We start from the raw sequence: 18272 nt of genomic DNA, 5'->3' as shown, positions 1-18272 counted from the left end.
TTTTTCCGCAAAACAAAGAGACCGAATCAGTTGATTCGATCTCCTTACCTGCTTTGTTATTTTCTAATACAGTTGTTCCATTAATCTGGCGATTGCAACAGCTCCCTGTGCACGGTTCGCTGTTTCTTTCGGAGCAAACGTGCCATCGGGCATGCCATTTAGCAGTCCAAGTTGTTGCATCGAGGTTACAGCCTCTTTGGCGTATGGCGCGATCTCATCGTTGTCTACAAACACCATATTTTCTGGTACAGAATGGGTTGCATCCTCACGTTGCACAACTTGAAGAGCTCTATTCAGCATAACGGCCATATCTTCTCGTGAAATCCGTTCGTTGGCCCCGAAGCTTCCATCCGCTCGGCCTTGAATAATGTTCATCTCAATTCCAAGTCTTACTGAATCGGCATACCACTGCCCTTCCTTCACATCCGTTGGTGTTGAAATAGAGGGATCCGGCTGGCGTGTATCACCAATACCTTTAATTATCATTTGCAAAAATTGTGCTCTGGTCAGTTCACCTTGTGGGGCGAAACGAGTTGCGCTCATCCCCGCAATAATTCCCTTACCGTAGAGGTTCTGCACTTCTTGGAGAGCCCAGTTGTGATTTTGCAGATCATGTAATGGCACCTCAACTTCTGTAATGACATAACTGCCGGATTCCAGCGGTTTGAACGGCATCGTTTTGGTCTTGTCATCGTACTTGGAGTACGTAACAGGTTTCATTTCCCCAGTTGGAGATATGGAATGCACAACCATCACTACATCATTCTTTTTAGGTTGCTCCACATTGGATAGAGCAATCTCAACCGCTCTGTTTGTCCATTGCAATGGCTTATTGTTCATTAACAAATTCACATCAACAATTGCATGATCATCAATCGCTGCTTTTTGTGATGTGGTCAGTGCATCTGTCGATCCTGTTGCCACTACGATGTCGAACGTTCCCTTAGTCTCCGCAATGGTTAGCGGCAGTGATTTTAGAGGAACACGAACGGTCGTCTGTCCTACGACTACATCCAGAGATTTTACTTCCTCGGAACGAACCCATGCTGCCAATTGACTTGCAGCCAATTGGAATGTGACTGTCTCGGCTGTGTCAGGTACATCTGCAAGCAGCTTCAACGTACGATTTCCTGCATCCATGGACTGCAGTGCCTGAGTTAATTGGGATGCATCCGGACGAATCGAATACTTGTCATCCCCAGTTGCTGTTCCTTTTATCGTGATCGAACCCTTAACTGGCGGATTCCCAGGTTCAACCGGTGGTGTTTCAGCCGGATTCCCCGTTGAAGGAGCTGTTCCCGGGTTGGAAGGTTGTGAAGGTACGCTTGGTTGTGATGGCTGACCAGGGCCAGGTGTACCATCTTGACGCACAAGCTTACTCACAGCATCTTGTAACGACCGATCCGCATTGCTTACATCTTGCGTTGAAGATTCAACATCCAGCATGAACGCCTTCGCTTCAGAAAGCGCCTTACTGAATACATTCCAGGTTGATGTCGTGTATTCGGTTTGTTTTAATTTCTCAGCGGTATCTACAGTAGTTTGCAGTGCAGTTTTGTCCGCCGGGAACGTACCGTAGGCTTCAAATTCCATGAATCCTACCCATGTGGGACCTGTTTTAATCGTTACGCGAATGTAACGTCCCTCCGTGCCTTCTGGAAGTACATGGCTAGGTGCGGTTGATACAACAACATCACTTGTGGTGTCCACTACTTTCACAAAATTTTGGTTGTCATTGGACACTTCAATCTTGTACTTGATACCGCCACTCCACATCGACATCTCGATCTTGCGAAGGTTAGCGACTTGTCCCAAATCCACTTGCCACCAGCTTCCGATACTCTTATCCGTTCCCCATGAAGTGTTCGGATTGTTGTCAATTGCACCTTCAGGAGAGTTGGCTTGATTACCTCCTGTCCCTGCACTACTTGAAGCCGTTGCCGTTTTGCCCGTTGTTAAAGCCTCCAGAGAGACCAGATTAGTAAAGGCTTGTTTCAACATACTCAGTGCTGAATTCACCTCAGACTGGACAACAGCTTGGTTATCTCGGACCTGGATCGCTACCTGCAAAGACTGTTCCAATACAGACCAGCTCCGGCGTGTATAGGAAGATTTAGTCTGCTGCTGCATTTGTTGAATGTACTGGTGCAATTGTGTTTTGTCCACATTGGATAGACCTTGAATCGCATCATGCAAACGTTTAACCGCTGTATTCGCATCCGTCTGTGTTGCTCTTGGATCATTCAAGACATGCTCAGCGCCTTCCAGCGCTTTGGTCAATACCGCCCAAGTGGCCGCAGACCAGTCAGTCTGCTGATACGTACGCCCTTCTGCTATTTTAGCTCTGAGCTCGTCAAGCTGCGGGGCGATAACCTGCATCTGTTGCATCACACGTTCTAGTGCTGTTGTCGCTGCATCTGTATCTGCTTGAGTTACCCCGCCCGGCGTGTATGCCTGTTGGTATACGTCATCCGCTGCCGAGATTGCCGGAGCCAGAGTCACCCAGCTTTCCGGAGTAAAATCAGTCTGTACCAATGATTTGGCTCGTGTAAGTGCCGCATCCAGTTGCTGGCGGTCTGCGGGCAGAAGCTCCAGTCCGCGTTTATACACATCAAGGGACCATAACGCTCTGCCTTCATACGAATGCCCGCCGTTGGCCGGAAATTCGTCGTAATCAAACATCGCTTGGTTCTCCCATGCATTACCTTCGGATGCAATCCAGCCTACACCCGCCGGAATCCACGCTGGCTCCCAGTAGAAGAAACCTGCGCCATGATTTCCTGGCACGTTCGCAATCATGTCCATAATGCCGGCGATGGCATCATATTGACCTTGAACGGTTGCGGGGAAGTCTGCTCCCCCAACATGAAGCGCTTCGTCCGACCCGATGATGTTCCCATGAGCGTCCCCGTTTTTGTAGGAAAACGGATAGGACGTTTCAGCGATAATGACATCTTTGCCAAACTCGACTGACACTTCATTCATCGTTTTCTGCACATCCGCAAACGTCCCATGCCAGAAAGGGTAATACGATAGTCCGATAATGTCATAGTCCAGTCCGCCTTTACTTAACTCTCCAAAGTACCATTTGAACGTATCTGCCTTGCCACCTTCAGCCAGATGGATCATGATCTTCACCTTATCCGCGTTATCGGTGATCTCTCCTTCTACTGCACGTACAGCATCAATTCCGCTTTTCAGCAATGCAACATTTTGCTTAAAATCCACGTCGCTGCTCAAGCCGTTCAGAACACCACTGTTGATCTCATTACCGATCTGCACCATATCAGGCATGGCGCCCTTAGCTTTCATTTCTCCCACAACTTCATACGTATAGTTGTATACGGCCTGCTTCAGCTCTTCGGGCGAAAGACCTTCCCAAGCTTTTGGACGAAGCTGCTGACCCGGGTGCGCCCACTCATCCGAGTAGTGGAAATCCAGCAGAATCTTCATACCTTTTTTCTTCACCCGCTCGGCCAAACGAATGACATCTTCCTTATCGTTGTATCCCCCTGATTTCTGTGGATCATTCCACAGACGAAGACGAACATAATTGACACCGCGATCCTTGAGAATATCGAGCAGATCACGCTCTGTACCGTTGCTGTCCACATATTTTCCGCCTTTGTCCTCAATGGCAGTCAACGTGGAAATATCCACTCCTCTTACGTAATCCGTCCGGTATCCTCCAACGGTTACAGTGGCCTCCGGTTGAACAGGGGCTCCATATACTGCACCCGTCACGGTAAAGCTGCCCGCATGTGCGTACTCTGAAGGGTCGATACTTTCCCATTCCACTGGAACCGAACCAGATTTGGCGTTCAGATACTTCGCTGTCACTTTTGTTGGCAGAACAGGTGCAACCCCAGCTACTGTATTGACCTGAACAGCATCGTATCCGGTAATGGTTGCTGGATCAATTTTTTCCTCTTTTCCCCAGACTTTAAGCTCGGATATCCCCGGCCACCAAGTTGCTCCCGCATAGTACGGAATCGTAACCTTCACATACTGGACAGATGTACGGGTCTGGAATTCTTCACTGGCGACAGTCTGTTTTATATCGTTAGTCGTTTGGTCCACAACAGTCGACCAGTTGTTACCATCATCAGATACTTCAATCAAATATTTTACAACTTGGTCTTTGTCCTTCCAAGTCAACTCCGCTCCGGAAAGCTCATATGGCGCACCTAGGTCTATGGTCAACCAATGAGGATTGCTTTCAGAAGAAGGTGAGCTCGCACTCCAGTGAGTATTCACATCACCATCCACCGCCTTTTCTTTTTGTCCCTCATACAATAGATCTTGCTCACTTACCGTAACCGCCTTGTTAAGTGCCACGTTCACTTTTGCATCTTCTGCAGCCGCTGGACGAACCATCAGTCCCAGATCACAGAACAGCATCAGTAATACCAGACACCCGCTTATGTACCTTTTGTTCACTCTTGATCTCCCCCTTTTTGTGTTTGATTGTGCATGGATCAATGAATGTTATGAATCCTCCTCATTGTAAGCGCTTAATAGTGATGGGTAACACGGCATAATCCAAAGGAAACAGCAGTTATTTTAACAATATGATCCTGTGATAGTTACAATTGAACAATATCGATCACACTATTTTGCAAAAGAAAGCAAAAAATCTGTCCGTCCACCCTAAGGAAGAACAGAACAGATTTTCAGGTATATGGTCTTTGTTACACTTATTTAGTAAGTTTCAATTCAAGTTGTACCTGGATATCATTTTCAGTCGAGAGCACAACCGAATGCGGATTTTCCATTCCGAAATCTTCGAACGTTACCATGGATGTTGCCGACAACAATACTGCATTATTCTCATAAGCAGCTTTTGCGTCAAAAGTTACTTCTTTTTCAATACCTTTAACCGTAATGGTACCATTCATTTTGATATCAACCGTTTGACCGACAGGCCATTCCGCAGGTACCCCTTCAAATGAAGTCGCTGTAAATGTAGCTTGTGGATATGTAGCAACGTCGAAGAAATCGGCTTGCTTCACGTGACCATCACGCTGTCCATTCCCGGAATCAATTCCATCCATCTTGATCTGTCCTTCTGCCTTCATCTGAGCAGCATCGTCTACATTAATTGTCCAATTGCCTGTTACCTGCTCGTCCACAAAGTTAACGGTCTCCTGTGATGTGGTTACGGAGAAATATACTTTGGAACCTTCGCTGATGCTCCAGTCTCCGTTCAGTTGCTCTGCTCCTGCAGTTTCATTGGCTACAGGCGTTCCTGTGCTATCTACAGCTGTTGTGGATGTCGCTGTGCTCGCAGGAAGCACCTTCTCAATCTCCACGTTGTTTCCCAAGTAACTGTTTGTGATATAGTAACCACCGCCACCGATTACGGCAACCGCCGCTACACCTGTAATAAGCCATGCTTTTGCTTTCTTGTTCATCTCTATGTTTCCTCCAGTACATGTTTGTTTAGGTTGCTTCTTGGAGTGAATCATATCAATTGAATGTGTCAGGAAGAAGTCAAGATAAGACAAGTCCCATATTTTTTTGAAATCCGTAATACAGGATTGGCTTTACGCTCTAGCTCATGTAAAATCAGTACAAGTTTACAAAGCGAAAGGAGAACGCTTTTCTTGAAATCCATACTTATCGTCGAGGATGAGCAAGCTATTGCACGAGTATTGGCTGCTTATCTGAGAAAAGCAGAATTTGAAGTTCATCATGCAGCTGATGGACCGACTGCACTTACCCTTTTTGATACCGTAACGCCTTCCCTTGTATTACTTGATGTGATGCTGCCAGGAATGGACGGATGGGATCTGCTGCGGATTATTCGTGAAAAAAGTGCTTGTCCCGTGATCATGCTAACCGCACTGGATGACATTTCAGACCGTCTCAACGGACTGAATGCTGGTGCTGACGATTATATGAGCAAACCTTTTGTACCGGAAGAAGTGGTCGCCAGAGTTAATGCGGTGTTGCGTCGTAATCCACATTGGACCTCAGGTGGCAAAGAGAAGCGTTCCTTTGGAAATCTCGTCATTGATCTTGCTGCCAAGCAGGTGTTGCTGAACGGAGCAGAGGTTGCACTCACACCTCGTGACCTGTCGTTACTGTTCTTCCTGTCCGATTATCCGAATCGGACATTTACCAGAGATCATCTTATTGAACAGGTATGGGGGATGGACTATGATGGCAGTGACCGTGCTGTAGATCTATCGATTAAACGACTACGTCAAGCCCTCTCCCACTGGTCGCCAGATACGGGAGAAATTCGGACGTTGCGAGGAATGGGGTATCAATTTTGGATCGCCAACTGAAACAGAAGAAACCCAAACGAACGATATCCATTCTGTCACACTGGACACTGCGATATTTTCTCATTTTGTGCATTGGTTTCACGATTATTGCGGCAGGGGCACTCTACTGGATTCGAACAACTTCCATTGAGAAAAGCCTCAAAACCGCAGAACTGCTTGGTCTGGAGATTGCCGATCATGTGACCAGTGAAAATAATATGCTTCGGGTTCCACCCGATCTGGACAGACTGGTAACCAAGCGAGAGAAACTATTTAATACAGATCATTATTTTTGTGTCATGATCTTGGACAACAACAATCAATTGATCTTTTCCCAGCCTAAAATGGAGCAAAAAGATGTGCATTATCGACTGTCAGACGACTATCTTGAACCTCGAAACAACAAATATGCAGGTGTAACGGTCAACATATCCGAGGGCGATCAAACCTTGGGTAAAGTGTGGGTCATGCAGTCCAAACAATCCATTACATTTGGTCCAGAGACGATAGGGCTCGTGGCTCTAATCCTCGGAGGACTAATCCTCTGTGGATGGTTTACAATCTATCTCCTGTCCAAAAAGTTATCCAGACCGATTCGTCAGGTCGCCTATGCCGCTGAACAGATTCGAGGTGGCAATTATGATGTGAGTCTTGACTTGGATACACGAGAACGTGAGATCAATGAACTTGTAAATTCATTTCGCGATATGGCTACTCGTCTCCAACAACTCGAAGAATGGCGTACACTTTCGCTGGCAGGGGTAAGTCATGAACTCAAGACACCGGTAACTTCCATCAAGGGGCTCGTTATGGCAGTACGTGACGATGTCGTGAGTCCACAGGAAGGTAAAGAATTTTTGGATATCGCTTTGAAGGAATCTGAACGCATGGAGCGAATGGTCGCAGATTTGCTTGACTATAACGCCATGGCTGCAGGAAGTGTTGCCGTTCGCAAGGAACGGACGGATCTGAAATTGTTGGTCGGTGAGATCATCTATCAGTGGAAGATTGCGTATGAGGACAAAATGCCAGAGGTTCAGCTGCACGCCCCTCCGATTAACTTCTTTACCATGGGGGATGCTCTCCGCATTCAGCAGATCATTGTCAATTTGCTCAATAACGCACTTCATGCCACAGCTCCTGAACAAAAGGCTGTCTTCGATATTTATCTAAGTACAGAAGAACAGATGCTGTACGTTGATGTTAAGGACCACGGCACAGGCATCGCAGCCGAAGAACAACCCAAAATCTTCGAACGGTTCTATCGTGGAGAACTCAAGAAACGTCGTAACCGTGGCCTGGGTCTAGGCTTAACCTATAGCCGGTTACTCGCTCAGGAACAGGGCGGTGAACTGACACTTGTCTCCAGCAGCCCGGAAGGCAGCATGTTCAGATTAAGCCTGCCACGCTGGACTGCAACACAAGAAGCTATGAATACAGAAAAAGCATACGGTGCAGCCGTTAAAGTGTAACGTCGCAGCATGCTAACATGACAAATAGCCCAGGATTCCATTCAGGAGCCTGGGCTATTTCAACACTCAACACTCTAATACACGTGGCCTATATTCATCGTAAGCATCCGAAATCAGTTGCTTACGAAGTGTACTGCTGGCAATGATCGCTTTCCGTTTTGCTTTCAGAACGATCTGCTCTATATCCGCATAACTGCACCCTGCCAAGCGTTCACATATGTAATCTTCCAGCCGGGTCTCCTGTTCAAATGCCCCCACCAACTTGCTGATATACAATCTACGACTTGAATCATCAGGCATACCGTAGGTCATCTTCGTATCAAACCGCCGCCAGATGGCGTGATCCAGTTGGGTTTCCAGGTTCGTTGCAGCCACCAGAATGCTGTCCCCATCGAATTCGTCCAGACATTGCAATAACGTATTGACGACACGAGCCATCTCTTTCACTTCATCATTGCTCTCACGTGTCCGGCCTATGGCATCAAATTCATCCAGAAATAACACACAGGGATTCATTCGTGCATATTCGAATAACTTGCGTACATTACTGCCCGTCTCCCCAAGATGGCTATGAATGATCGCATCTAATCTCACAAGAACCAATGGCAGATCAAGGCGCTCCGCCAGATGTGATGCCGTTAATGTTTTTCCCGTACCGGGTGGCCCGAACATGACCATTTTGTTGGGGATTGATACATCATGCTCTCTGAACTTCTCTTTCATGCCCAGAATGGTGACAAATTCATTAATGATGCGTTCATTTTCAGCGGAAAATACAATATGCTGGGCTTTAAGTCTACACTCTTTCGGCGTGTAAAAAGCAGCCATATCGATCCCTTTCGCGCGGGGAATCCGGTTCATATGGTTTATTTTGCTCATCTATACACATGCTCCTTCATTTATAGTTTCAGTCCGTGATTCAAGTTATATAAGTTGAACTAATAAATATTTACACTGACCACTTCGATGACAGAACAACCTTCCGATCGCTGTTATCCCCAGATTTTTTGATTATTTCCCTAGAGGGGAAATCCGGGGATAAAGGCGAAGTATATGCTTCCGATGTAGCTTTTTTCAAAAAGCTTTTAGCTCCGCTTCTTCAGGTTCTTTCTGTCCTCTCCGTTTTCATGTAAATGCTTAGTTCAAGTTATATAGAATCATTCAGACTATTAATCGTAATAATTACTATTAAATAATAACATACTACTGCCTTTTTGCAAATATAACCACAACACGTCCACTATTTTGCCACAGATGGGGGCATTTGGTTGCAAGCTTCAATAAAATTTGCTATTCTAAGTGTGCATCGTTGTGTATAACGCAAAAAAGCCCTCATAATTTCGTGAGAGCAAAAATTTTCCAGATTCGCAAGCGGCAACTTGTTATATCCGGATCTTTTATACCAACGACTGTAATCCAATTAAAGTGAGGTTAACAATCATGGCAAAAGACGTATTGTGTGAAGTTAATTCCTGTCGTCACTGGGCTCAAGAGAACAAATGTAACGCTTCTTCGATCTACATCGTGAGTCACAGTAACAAAGAAGCAAGTCAGTCTGCTGAAACAGACTGTAAGACTTTTGAAGTAAAATAAGTAATCTCATGTGATTCACTTAAAGGAGCCCTTACCGGTTCCTTTTTTCTTTGTCTATTGTAACAAGAATGATAATTATTATCAAGCCCTAATCTGTAAAAATCCTTCTCACCTCTTAAATGCACATTGGACAGATGACCTACGTACACTACGTAAGAAGTCAGTATGCCCATGAACGATTAGAACCAAGAGGTGAATAACAATGCCTGTTAAAAGTGGCACACAGTATCGCGAACGAATTGATGCCCAGTCCGTCCCTTGCTGGTACAAAGGTAACCTTATTACTGGAAAACGCTCTGAACATGTAGCATTTGCTGGTTTAATGGAGACTCAGATGTACATGTATGATCTGCAATCTGATCCTAAATTTGCAGAAACGATGACGTATGCCTCCCCGGCAGACGGCAAACCTGTGGGCATATCCTTCCTGCCTCCAACCAGTGCAGACGACCTCCGTAAACGCCGGGAAGGGATGAATATCTGGGCAAATGTGCATCATGGCTTTCTTGGTCGCTCACCCGATTACATGAATACAGCCATCATGTCCTTTTACACAGGTGCGGATCTCCTGAACGAATTATCTCCCCAATATGCAGAAAATCTCAAGAATTATTATGCCTACTGCCGTGATCATGATATTACGCTATCGCATGCCTTTATCCAGCCATATGCCAGCAAAATTTCAGGGCAATTGGATGCCACTGAGGATGCTATTGCCGCAAAGGTCGTAGATCGTACCGAGGAAGGTCTCATTATTAGCGGAGCATTCATGATGGCTACACAAGCTGCCACTTCGGATGAGATTTTTGTCTATCCGTCCCCTTCTCCTGCCCCATTTGATGACGAAAATCCATTTGCATTCTCCTTTGCTGTCCCCAATGATCTTCCGGGTATCAGTTTGGTATGCAGGGATACCTACGCAGCTGAATCTCACACCAACTATCCCCTGAGCTCCAGATATGAAGAAATGGACAATATCGTCATCTTTGACCGGGTGCTCGTTCCGCATGAACGAATATTTTTTGCAGGAAGTGAGGAAATGTCCTCGCGTCTCTTCAGTGGCAGTAACTTTCATATTCACGCAGGTCATCAGGTATTGTGCCGTTATATTGCCAAGACGGAATTTGTTCTCGGTACAATTCAGCTTCTCACGGATACTCTCGATCTGAATACGGAAGCACATGTTATTGAGAAAACTGCACGTCTGTTCGCAGGTCTTGAATCGTTAAAAGCATTGGCTTTGGCCGCAGAGGCAGGTGCCATACCAGACGGAAGAGGATTTGTATTACCTGCACCCAAACCATTGATGGCAGCCAATCTGCTTTTTCCGAAACTTTATCCTGAGATGATTGAAATTCTGCAACTTTTGGGCTCGAGCGGGGTAATTATGATCCCTCAGGAAGAAGAGTTTCAATCCGATATCGCTCCTTCACTGAATATATATCTGAAAGGGAACGATATGGCTTCTTATGAACGCAATGCTCTGTTCCGCCTGATCTGGGAGATTGGGGCTGGATCATTCGGGGGCAGACAGACCCAATTCGAACGATTCTTTTTTGGCAATGTCCTTACAGTATCCAATCGATTATACTCCGTATATAACAAAGATCAGACGAATCGTCAGCTCGTTCGTGATTTTCTATTCAACACCAGCAAATAAGAGAACTAATGAACATTTTTTTATACCAGATGGTCATAGACCGTCATCAGTTCAGAGGCTGGTCTGCTTGCATCCATATCCCGCAATGCAGGCTGGTCTCCGTAACCGATATGGAATACCCCCAGAACCTTCTCTTCACTTGTCAAACCCATCAAATTCATAAACACAGGATGTTGTTGATAATCATTAATCTTCCAGACCGCATTCAAACCCTGTTCCGCAGCCAGAATACTAAAGCGTTTGCTCCAGGCTTTGGCCGGCAGAAGATGATCCTCACGGGCATTTTTAGGCGCCACGACAACCAGATGGGTAGGGATTGCTTCCGTGTATTGATATGTAGCCCAGTCGCCGTAGCGATCAGCCAGATGCGGTGGATAGCTCTGTCTGACCGCTTCCAGATAAAGCTGTCGTCCTTCGCCTGCAAACAACATAAACCTCCAAGGTTCTGAACTCATTACATATAATGAAGGATCTGCTTCATCAAGCAACTTTCGTATAACCGACTGGGGTACTGGCAACGGACTGAATTCGCATGTTCCTGCACGTCTCTTGCCGCTGCTTATATCTTGACTTAGACCGGTAGACATGGTAACTTTCCCTCCTCTATCTACATGATATATCGTTATCCTTCAATCGCCTTCACATCAACCATGTTTTCTTCGGTTCAACGGCTTCCGTTTTCCAGCGATCTACCTCTTCGTGGATGCGCGCTTTATCACGCGTCGTAAACTGTTCTGACTCCACCACTTCTGCTTGCGGCATGCTGTCACGTATCAAGCGAATGTAGTCCATGGAACGTATCAGAGACTGGCGTCCAGGGATGTACCTAATTTTGCGTCCTTCCAACAAACAGTATATCTCGATCATACCCGGTAATTTTCCGAAGGCTTCCCAGCAGAATGCACTGACCATATGTTGAAACGCCTCAACTACGTTTGGATCATGGACAACCATATATTTTTGAATAAGCAGCGAATCCCAGCCTTCTGGTTGCCAGGCCGCCTGAAATATCATCGACAAATGCATGGATAATGAAGGTAACTCCGTTCTCCACTGTTCAAAAAGAATGGCTGGATGCTTCAGATCATCATTCATTGCAATAGCGAGTGACAATTCATCCGTAATCTTGTTCTTCACATCCCAGTAATGGAGAACAGATTCGAAACCATCCGTCTTTCTGGGCCACCACTTCTCAAGTAAATACTGCACGGGTACTTCTTTGCGAACATCGGGGTCGAGACTGTAGAAGGCATTGACCGCATGGCTCACCGCATATTGTACACGGTGCCTCCATTGCAGTGGAAGACGCTGCTCAGACACTGGTTCAGGGCGGATGAATCGGTGTGGGCTGCGCAGCATTTCTTCCAATCTGTAATCTTCAAGCAGACGTTCAGGAAGGTCATTCCTTCCGACTGGCATCGCTGCCTGAACATTATGTCTTAACATGATCTTTAGGATACCTGTAATCCGGCAGCAGCGAAGCGTTTGCCAAAGTCACGGCATGTTTCTTTCTCCTGCTCAAGCGGACTATATTCAATTTTCAACATCTCTGGAGATACCTCCGCCCCACGCTCTTGCAGCTTGGCAGCCGCGAGATCAACTGCACCGCAGAACTGCTCATATGAGGTGTCACCACTACCAAACACCGCAGCTCTCTTACCACTTAGGTCAAGCTCATCCAGCTCCTCATAGAAATCAAGGAATTCATCTGGCAACTCCCCATCTCCCCAGGTGTACACACCGATCATGAATCCGTCATAGTCCAATACATCAGATGCATTACAATCCGTTACGGATTTCAGATCTGCCTCGTGGCCTCCCTTTGTAATTCCCTCCACAATCAGTTCTGCAATTTCTTCTGTATTTCCTGTCATGCTTGCATAAGCCACTAACAATTTAGCCATCTATTTTTCCCTCACTTTAATTTGATCATGTAATATTCTCTCTATGAAGAAAGAATGAATTTTGGATTAACAAAATCATATGTGATAATGATTATCATTGTCAAATTAAATTTTAGATATCTTCGCTTTTCAGTATATGGCGCACATTGGATTTCAACACAGCTAAAACAACCTTCACCCTTTTAAGGTCAGTTGTAATACCTTCCTCCAATGATCCCGTCCCCCAACTGGCGTACAAGCCCTTTTTTGTTGTACAATAGTATCCAAATGACTTTTGAAGGATGGATAAATCATTATGTACGTAGCTAAGAATTGGAAGGACTATGAAGTAATCGATACAGGAGGCGGCGAGAAACTGGAGCGTTGGGGAGATGTGATTTTACGCAGACCCGATCCACAGATTATCTGGCCCCTCGAGCAAGAAACCAATGAATGGCGTCAGGTGCATGGTCACTATCATCGCAGCTCTTCCGGTGGCGGTAACTGGGATATGAAAAAGCCTATTCCCGAGCGATGGACGATCGGATACGAAAACTTGAAATTCCACATTAAACCTACCAGCTTTAAGCACACTGGCCTGTTCCCTGAACAAGCTGCTAACTGGAGCTGGATGATGGATAAAATCTCCAATGCAGGACGTCCTATTTCTGTCTTGAACCTGTTTGCCTATACAGGCGGAGCAACGGTAGCCGCAGCTTACGCAGGCGCTTCTGTTGTGCATGTGGATGCAGCTAAAGGCATGGTTCAATGGGCCAAGGAAAATGTTCAATTATCCGGACTGGCTGATCGCCCTGTTCGTTTTATTACAGATGATGTATTCAAATTCGTACAACGGGAACAACGTCGCGGAAATCGTTACGACGCCATTATTATGGACCCTCCTTCATATGGCCGAGGCCCTAATGGAGAGACATGGAAACTGGAAGAGAACCTATATCCTTTCTTGAAGTCATGTATGACGATTTTGTCGGATAATCCATTATTCATGCTGGTTAACTCCTACACTACGGGCATTTCCTCTACGGTTCTGCGCAACATGTTGACCATGACGATGTCTGCTCAGTACGGTGGTGACATTACTGCAGGTGAAATTGGTCTGCCGATCACACGCAGTGGTCTGGATCTGCCTTGTGGTATTCTGGGCCGTTGGGAGTCTTAATCATGTCAGAACATCGGCATGACCACGATGCAATTCCGATTCTGTTTGAAGACAACCATCTGTTAGGCATTACGAAGCCGGTCAATGTACCTACACAGGAAGATTCATCAGGTGATCCGGATTTGCTTACATTACTGAAGCAGGATCTGAAAGAACGATACAACAAACCTGGTAATGTTTATCTCGGGTTAGTACACCGACTTGATCGTCCTGTTGGAGGGGCAATGATTTTTGCCAAGACTTCTAAAGCAGCTTCGAGATTGTCCGAGACTGTGCGGGGACGTCATTTCCGTAAAATATATGCGGCTGTTGTACATGGCAAGTTGCCTGCACAGCAGGGAACGTTAAAACACACGCTCCTGAAAGATGCACGTACAAATACCGTTACTGTTGTACCTAAAGGTACGACTGGCGGTAAGGATGCCGTTCTGGATTACCGTGTTATCGGCGAGACAGACCGTTACAGCCTCGTCCATATCGAACTGCACACCGGAAGATCTCATCAGATTCGGGTGCAAATGAAAGAAATCGGCTGCCCTCTGTACGGGGATCAGAAGTACGGCGCAAGCGTGAATAAACCCGGGCAACAGATTGCTCTATGGTCTGCGATTGCAGCTTTTCCTCATCCAGTTACCAAGGAAGAAGTTATTCTGCAATCTTTACCTGCAAGAGAATTCCCCTGGGCAGAATGGCCCGCTGCCGTGTACCAAAAAGCTTTTGGACAATCTCAATAAGTACATGTTCAAAAAGACTGGTTTTCAGTACCTAGAAGATGGGATCAAAAGCGGTTTTATCGAACAACCTCTATAAGTGCACAGGATCAGGTAGATCTGTCCATACAACGTGTCGTTCAGATTCTGTATCTGAACGACACGTTTTTTCATATTTTCAGTTATATACCTAAGATACAGAGAGGAGACATCCTGATGACCCCGTTTACCAAACAAGTCATTGCGATCATCGCGGCGATTCCCGAAGGTAAAGTGATGACGTACGGTCAGATTGCAGCCCATGCTGGAAGTCCGAGAGCGGCGAGACAAGTCGTCCGTATTCTGCACTCGATGAGCCGCAAGGAACGTCTGCCCTGGCACCGTGTTGTCAACGCAAAAGGCGAAATCTCCATACCGGACGAACACTCGCGCATAATGCAGGAAACAGAACTGATTAGCGAAGGTGTGGAGTTTCAACTGAACGGAACCATTAACCTAAAACAGTTCGGTCATGAGCCCGATCCTGTATTTCTTATCGATCCAACGATCCAGCCCGAATAATAAGAGTACTCTCCTCCTATCGCGCACACCAAAAAAAGAGAACTCCGGCAGTTAGGGTTACCCCATTTCAACTGCTAGAGTTCTCTTTTTTTTTTTCTGATATTCGTTATGCTGTAGCCGTCGCTTTTTCATGTTCTACAGTAACAGGTTCAACAGCCGGTTTCGTTTTACGAATAAAGAACGCCATAATTAAAGCAACCAAAGTCATTCCGGTAGCCACGATGAATGCATAGTTAACACCATAAATCGTTGCATCTGCTGTAGCAGCTATCATCGCTGTCTTATTATTAGGATCAACCTGACCCGCAGCCACTGCATCCGCCAGATGTGTTTTGAGCTTGCTGCTCATGATGGTAACGAGAATGGCTGTACCAATCGCTCCGGCAACAGTACGCAAAGTGTTGGACATCGCTGTACCATGTGCGTTCAGACGTTGAGGCAGTTGATTCAGACCTGCTGTCTGGATTGGCATCATCAGCATCGACATACCGAACATACGAGCCGTGTAGATAAACATCATGTAGCCGTAGGTAGTATCGATTGCCAGACGACTCAGTCCAAACGTTGTAATCGCCGTAATGGCAAGACCTGCAACCGAAAGCCAGCGTGCGCCCACTTTATCAAATATGCGACCTGTAATTGGAGACATAATCCCCATCAATATCGCACCGGGCATCATCAGAAGTCCTGATTCAATAGGTGAAAATCCACGAATGTTTTGCAGGAAAATAGGGAGCAGGATCATACCTGCAAACATCGCCATTGTCACGAGCATGTTGATAATCGTTGTTAATGTATACATGTTGTATTTAAAAATACGGAACTCAAGGAGCGGATGATCTGTTGTCAGTTGACGAATAACGAACAGAATCAGGGATATCGCACCTACGACGAGACATCCAATGACAATTGCACTACCCCATCCATCGGTACCCGCATCACTGAATCCGTAGAGCAAACTACCAAAACCTAGTGTAGATAAAATAACGCCTGGATAATCCAGTTTAGGTCTGGATTGACGTGTTACGTTTTTGACAAAAGCAATACCAATTGCCGTTGCAATAATAGAGAATGGCAAGATGATGTAGAACAACAATCTCCAGGAATAATGCTCAACCACATAACCTGAAAGTGTAGGCCCAATCGCAGGGGCCAGAATCATCGCGATCCCCATGGTTCCCATGGCCTGACCGCGTTTCTCAATAGGGAAGATGGTCAGGAATACAACGGTCATCAGAGGCATCAGGATACCTGCACCTGCCGCTTGAATGACACGACCTACCATCAGAATGGTGAAGGTTGGACTAAGACCACAGACTAATGTACCTATGGTAAATAGAGTCATGGCTGTAATGAAAATTTGACGTGTTGAAAACTTGGCAATCAGATATGCCGTAACCGGAATCAGAACACCGTTGACAAGCATATAACCCGTGGTTAACCATTGGGCTTTGTTTGCATTGATCGCGAGGTCTTCCATGATTTTAGGAAGAGCTACGTTCATCAGGGTTTGGTTCAGGAATGCCACAAAGGCACCAATTAACAATGCCGCTACAATCGGGCCTTTCTTGATGTTGTCCATCGCGGAGGATGGAGCTGCAGCAGTAGTCGTACTCATATGTTGTTCATCTCTCTTCCTTCTAACTTTTCAATCATTTGACTATGAATTCTAAGTAGGTGCTCTAGGTCTTCCTTCGATATGTCCAGAATGGGTGACACTCTTTCCATCCACAAATGGTGCGTTTCCTGTTGGGCCTGTTCCCCTTTTTCCGTAATCTGAAGTTTAACGGATCGGCGGTCAGCATCCGAACGTGTCCGGACGATATACTCGCCTTTGACGAGCCGCTCCACAACAGCGCTCATGGAACTGCTGCCCATATGACATAGCTCAGCCACTTCGTTGATGCCAATGGAAGGACGCTCCCTCAGGATCGATAACACCATAAACTGAATCGAAGTTAGCTCGATCCCCTTGTTTTCATTCCAAAATGCTCGAAAGAGCATTTGATTCACCTGGCGGAACGAATTAATAATATAGAATACTTCATACGTATCAGTCATTGATTCACCCTTTTACTTTTGGAATATAATATTTCGTACACGAAATATCAGGGGAACAATTATTTATTATAACAAAAATATTTACATAGTCAACTCTTTACATATGAATTCACAAAAATAATATTAGGACATACTAACTGTGTTACATCTCATGCCTTTACTCAACTAACCTGGACACAGTGTGTAGCATATGTAATTTGTAAATAAAATAACCATAGGGCTCCTGCATGAAACGAGCAGGCACTCCTATGGTTATTCAGAAGAATCAGCATGGTATTATACCGAAGTAGATAAGGCAGGCTCTTTGGTTTTGGGTGTTGTCATTTTGCCTAACAGATATACCAGCAATTGTTGATTGTGCATCGAAATGTTACTGAGAACAGAGTTCATGAATTCATTACGGATGGTGATTCCCCGCTCTGTCTCCATTCTTCCTTTCTCTGACAGAGATACCCACACAATGCGTCGATCCTGATTATCCCGATTCCTGCGAATCAGATCATTCTTCTCCATCCGATCGAGCAGCATGGTTACAGCAGCTGGTGTAGTCGACAGATAAGGAATCAGATCCGAAGGTTTCATCTTCTGATGATCTTCGAGTACCTCCAGAACAGCCAGCTGAGCCTCCGTTAATGAGGGTGCCAGCTCTTGATCCATATGCAATTTATAATCTTTGGTCAACCTGGACCAGCACTTGGCAAAATCGGAATTATACATCTTCCATCGCTCCTCTCTGCAACCGGTTATCACTTCACCTGCTTAAGTTTTCGCGCTCCAAAGCCGCATTCCTGCTGCCTTTTTTCAATTTCCTAGCGATCGACCGTAATCGACGAAGGTTGTTAAACTTCGCACGAATGCCCTCTTCTAATCCGCCTTTGAA

General features: G+C 45.8%; 16 protein-coding genes. 7 read left to right on the top strand and 9 right to left on the bottom strand.

All coding sequences use genetic code 11. The features are described from left to right. Positions 1-63: 63 nt before the first annotated feature. The gene (locus tag IFU39_RS01435; protein ID WP_192131038.1) at positions 64-4440 is read right to left on the bottom strand and encodes a glycosyl hydrolase 53 family protein; all 4377 of its coding nucleotides are present in this window, start codon (positions 4438-4440) and stop codon (positions 64-66) included. Between the two features lie 257 nt (positions 4441-4697). Continuing rightward, on the bottom strand, positions 4698-5414 hold the full coding sequence (locus IFU39_RS01430; protein ID WP_192131036.1) for a YceI family protein: 717 nt from the start codon (positions 5412-5414) through the stop codon (positions 4698-4700). 192 nt (positions 5415-5606) lie between these two features. Between IFU39_RS01430 and IFU39_RS01425 the strand changes: the two genes are divergently transcribed. After that, positions 5607-6293 carry a response regulator transcription factor gene (locus tag IFU39_RS01425; protein WP_192131034.1) on the top strand — a complete coding sequence of 229 codons (687 nt, stop codon included), beginning with the start codon at positions 5607-5609 and terminating at the stop codon, positions 6291-6293. Next, entirely contained in the window at positions 6278-7744 is a 1467-nt protein-coding gene (locus IFU39_RS01420) for a HAMP domain-containing sensor histidine kinase (protein WP_192131032.1), read from the top strand. The genes IFU39_RS01425 and IFU39_RS01420 overlap by 16 nt, the downstream gene beginning before the upstream one ends. A 66-nt stretch (positions 7745-7810) precedes the next feature. On the opposite strand, the gene IFU39_RS01415 is transcribed toward IFU39_RS01420, so the two are convergent. Then, positions 7811-8623 carry an AAA family ATPase gene (locus IFU39_RS01415; RefSeq protein WP_091017910.1) on the bottom strand — a complete coding sequence of 271 codons (813 nt, stop codon included), beginning with the start codon at positions 8621-8623 and terminating at the stop codon, positions 7811-7813. Between the two features lie 561 nt (positions 8624-9184). Here IFU39_RS01415 and IFU39_RS01410 point away from each other — a divergent pair. After that, on the top strand, positions 9185-9337 hold the full coding sequence (locus IFU39_RS01410; RefSeq protein ID WP_076209985.1) for a DUF1540 domain-containing protein: 153 nt from the start codon (positions 9185-9187) through the stop codon (positions 9335-9337). A 202-nt stretch (positions 9338-9539) separates the two neighbouring features. After that, positions 9540-10997, top strand: coding sequence for a 4-hydroxyphenylacetate 3-hydroxylase family protein (locus tag IFU39_RS01405; RefSeq protein WP_192131030.1), 1458 nt, complete (start codon positions 9540-9542; stop codon positions 10995-10997). A gap of 20 nt (positions 10998-11017) precedes the next feature. Here the strand turns inward: IFU39_RS01405 and IFU39_RS01400 are convergent, their stop codons facing one another. The 3 genes from IFU39_RS01400 to IFU39_RS01390 are packed head-to-tail and all read right to left on the bottom strand — an operon-like array spanning position 11018 to position 12901. Next, positions 11018-11584, bottom strand: a complete 567-nt coding sequence (locus IFU39_RS01400; RefSeq protein WP_091017915.1) for a nitroreductase family protein — start codon at positions 11582-11584, stop codon at positions 11018-11020. A 52-nt stretch (positions 11585-11636) separates the two neighbouring features. Then, the gene (locus tag IFU39_RS01395) at positions 11637-12443 is read right to left on the bottom strand and encodes a hypothetical protein (protein WP_091017917.1); all 807 of its coding nucleotides are present in this window, start codon (positions 12441-12443) and stop codon (positions 11637-11639) included. A 5-nt stretch (positions 12444-12448) separates the two neighbouring features. Further along, positions 12449-12901: a flavodoxin gene (locus IFU39_RS01390; RefSeq protein WP_091017919.1), complete on the bottom strand. Its 453-nt coding sequence runs from the start codon at positions 12899-12901 to the stop codon at positions 12449-12451. A gap of 295 nt (positions 12902-13196) precedes the next feature. Between IFU39_RS01390 and IFU39_RS01385 the strand changes: the two genes are divergently transcribed. The 3 genes from IFU39_RS01385 (at position 13197) to IFU39_RS01375 (ending at position 15331) form a co-directional block, all read left to right on the top strand. Continuing rightward, the gene (locus tag IFU39_RS01385) at positions 13197-14060 is read left to right on the top strand and encodes a class I SAM-dependent methyltransferase (protein WP_017687801.1); all 864 of its coding nucleotides are present in this window, start codon (positions 13197-13199) and stop codon (positions 14058-14060) included. A 2-nt stretch (positions 14061-14062) separates the two neighbouring features. After that, positions 14063-14794: an RluA family pseudouridine synthase gene (locus IFU39_RS01380; protein ID WP_091017921.1), complete on the top strand. Its 732-nt coding sequence runs from the start codon at positions 14063-14065 to the stop codon at positions 14792-14794. A 192-nt stretch (positions 14795-14986) separates the two neighbouring features. Then, positions 14987-15331 carry an MGMT family protein gene (locus IFU39_RS01375; protein ID WP_091017922.1) on the top strand — a complete coding sequence of 115 codons (345 nt, stop codon included), beginning with the start codon at positions 14987-14989 and terminating at the stop codon, positions 15329-15331. A gap of 106 nt (positions 15332-15437) precedes the next feature. Here IFU39_RS01375 and IFU39_RS01370 read toward each other — a convergent pair whose 3' ends face one another. The 3 genes from IFU39_RS01370 to IFU39_RS01360 all read right to left on the bottom strand — a co-directional run bounded on the left by IFU39_RS01370 (position 15438) and on the right by IFU39_RS01360 (position 18109). Next, a complete protein-coding gene (locus tag IFU39_RS01370) occupies positions 15438-16949 on the bottom strand; it encodes a DHA2 family efflux MFS transporter permease subunit (RefSeq protein WP_091017924.1) in 1512 nt (503 codons plus the stop codon). After that, the gene (locus IFU39_RS01365) at positions 16946-17392 is read right to left on the bottom strand and encodes a MarR family winged helix-turn-helix transcriptional regulator (RefSeq protein WP_192131028.1); all 447 of its coding nucleotides are present in this window, start codon (positions 17390-17392) and stop codon (positions 16946-16948) included. The genes IFU39_RS01370 and IFU39_RS01365 overlap by 4 nt, the downstream gene beginning before the upstream one ends. A 276-nt stretch (positions 17393-17668) precedes the next feature. Further along, positions 17669-18109: a MarR family winged helix-turn-helix transcriptional regulator gene (locus IFU39_RS01360; protein WP_036613306.1), complete on the bottom strand. Its 441-nt coding sequence runs from the start codon at positions 18107-18109 to the stop codon at positions 17669-17671. Between the last annotated feature and the right edge of the window lie 163 nt (positions 18110-18272).

The sequence above is a fragment of the Paenibacillus sp. CFBP 13594 genome, from assembly GCF_014842675.1.
Classification (GTDB): domain Bacteria; phylum Bacillota; class Bacilli; order Paenibacillales; family Paenibacillaceae; genus Paenibacillus; species Paenibacillus amylolyticus_B.
The sequence above is the reverse complement of the archived record's forward strand: the minus strand, read 5'-3'. Positions and strand labels throughout refer to the sequence as shown.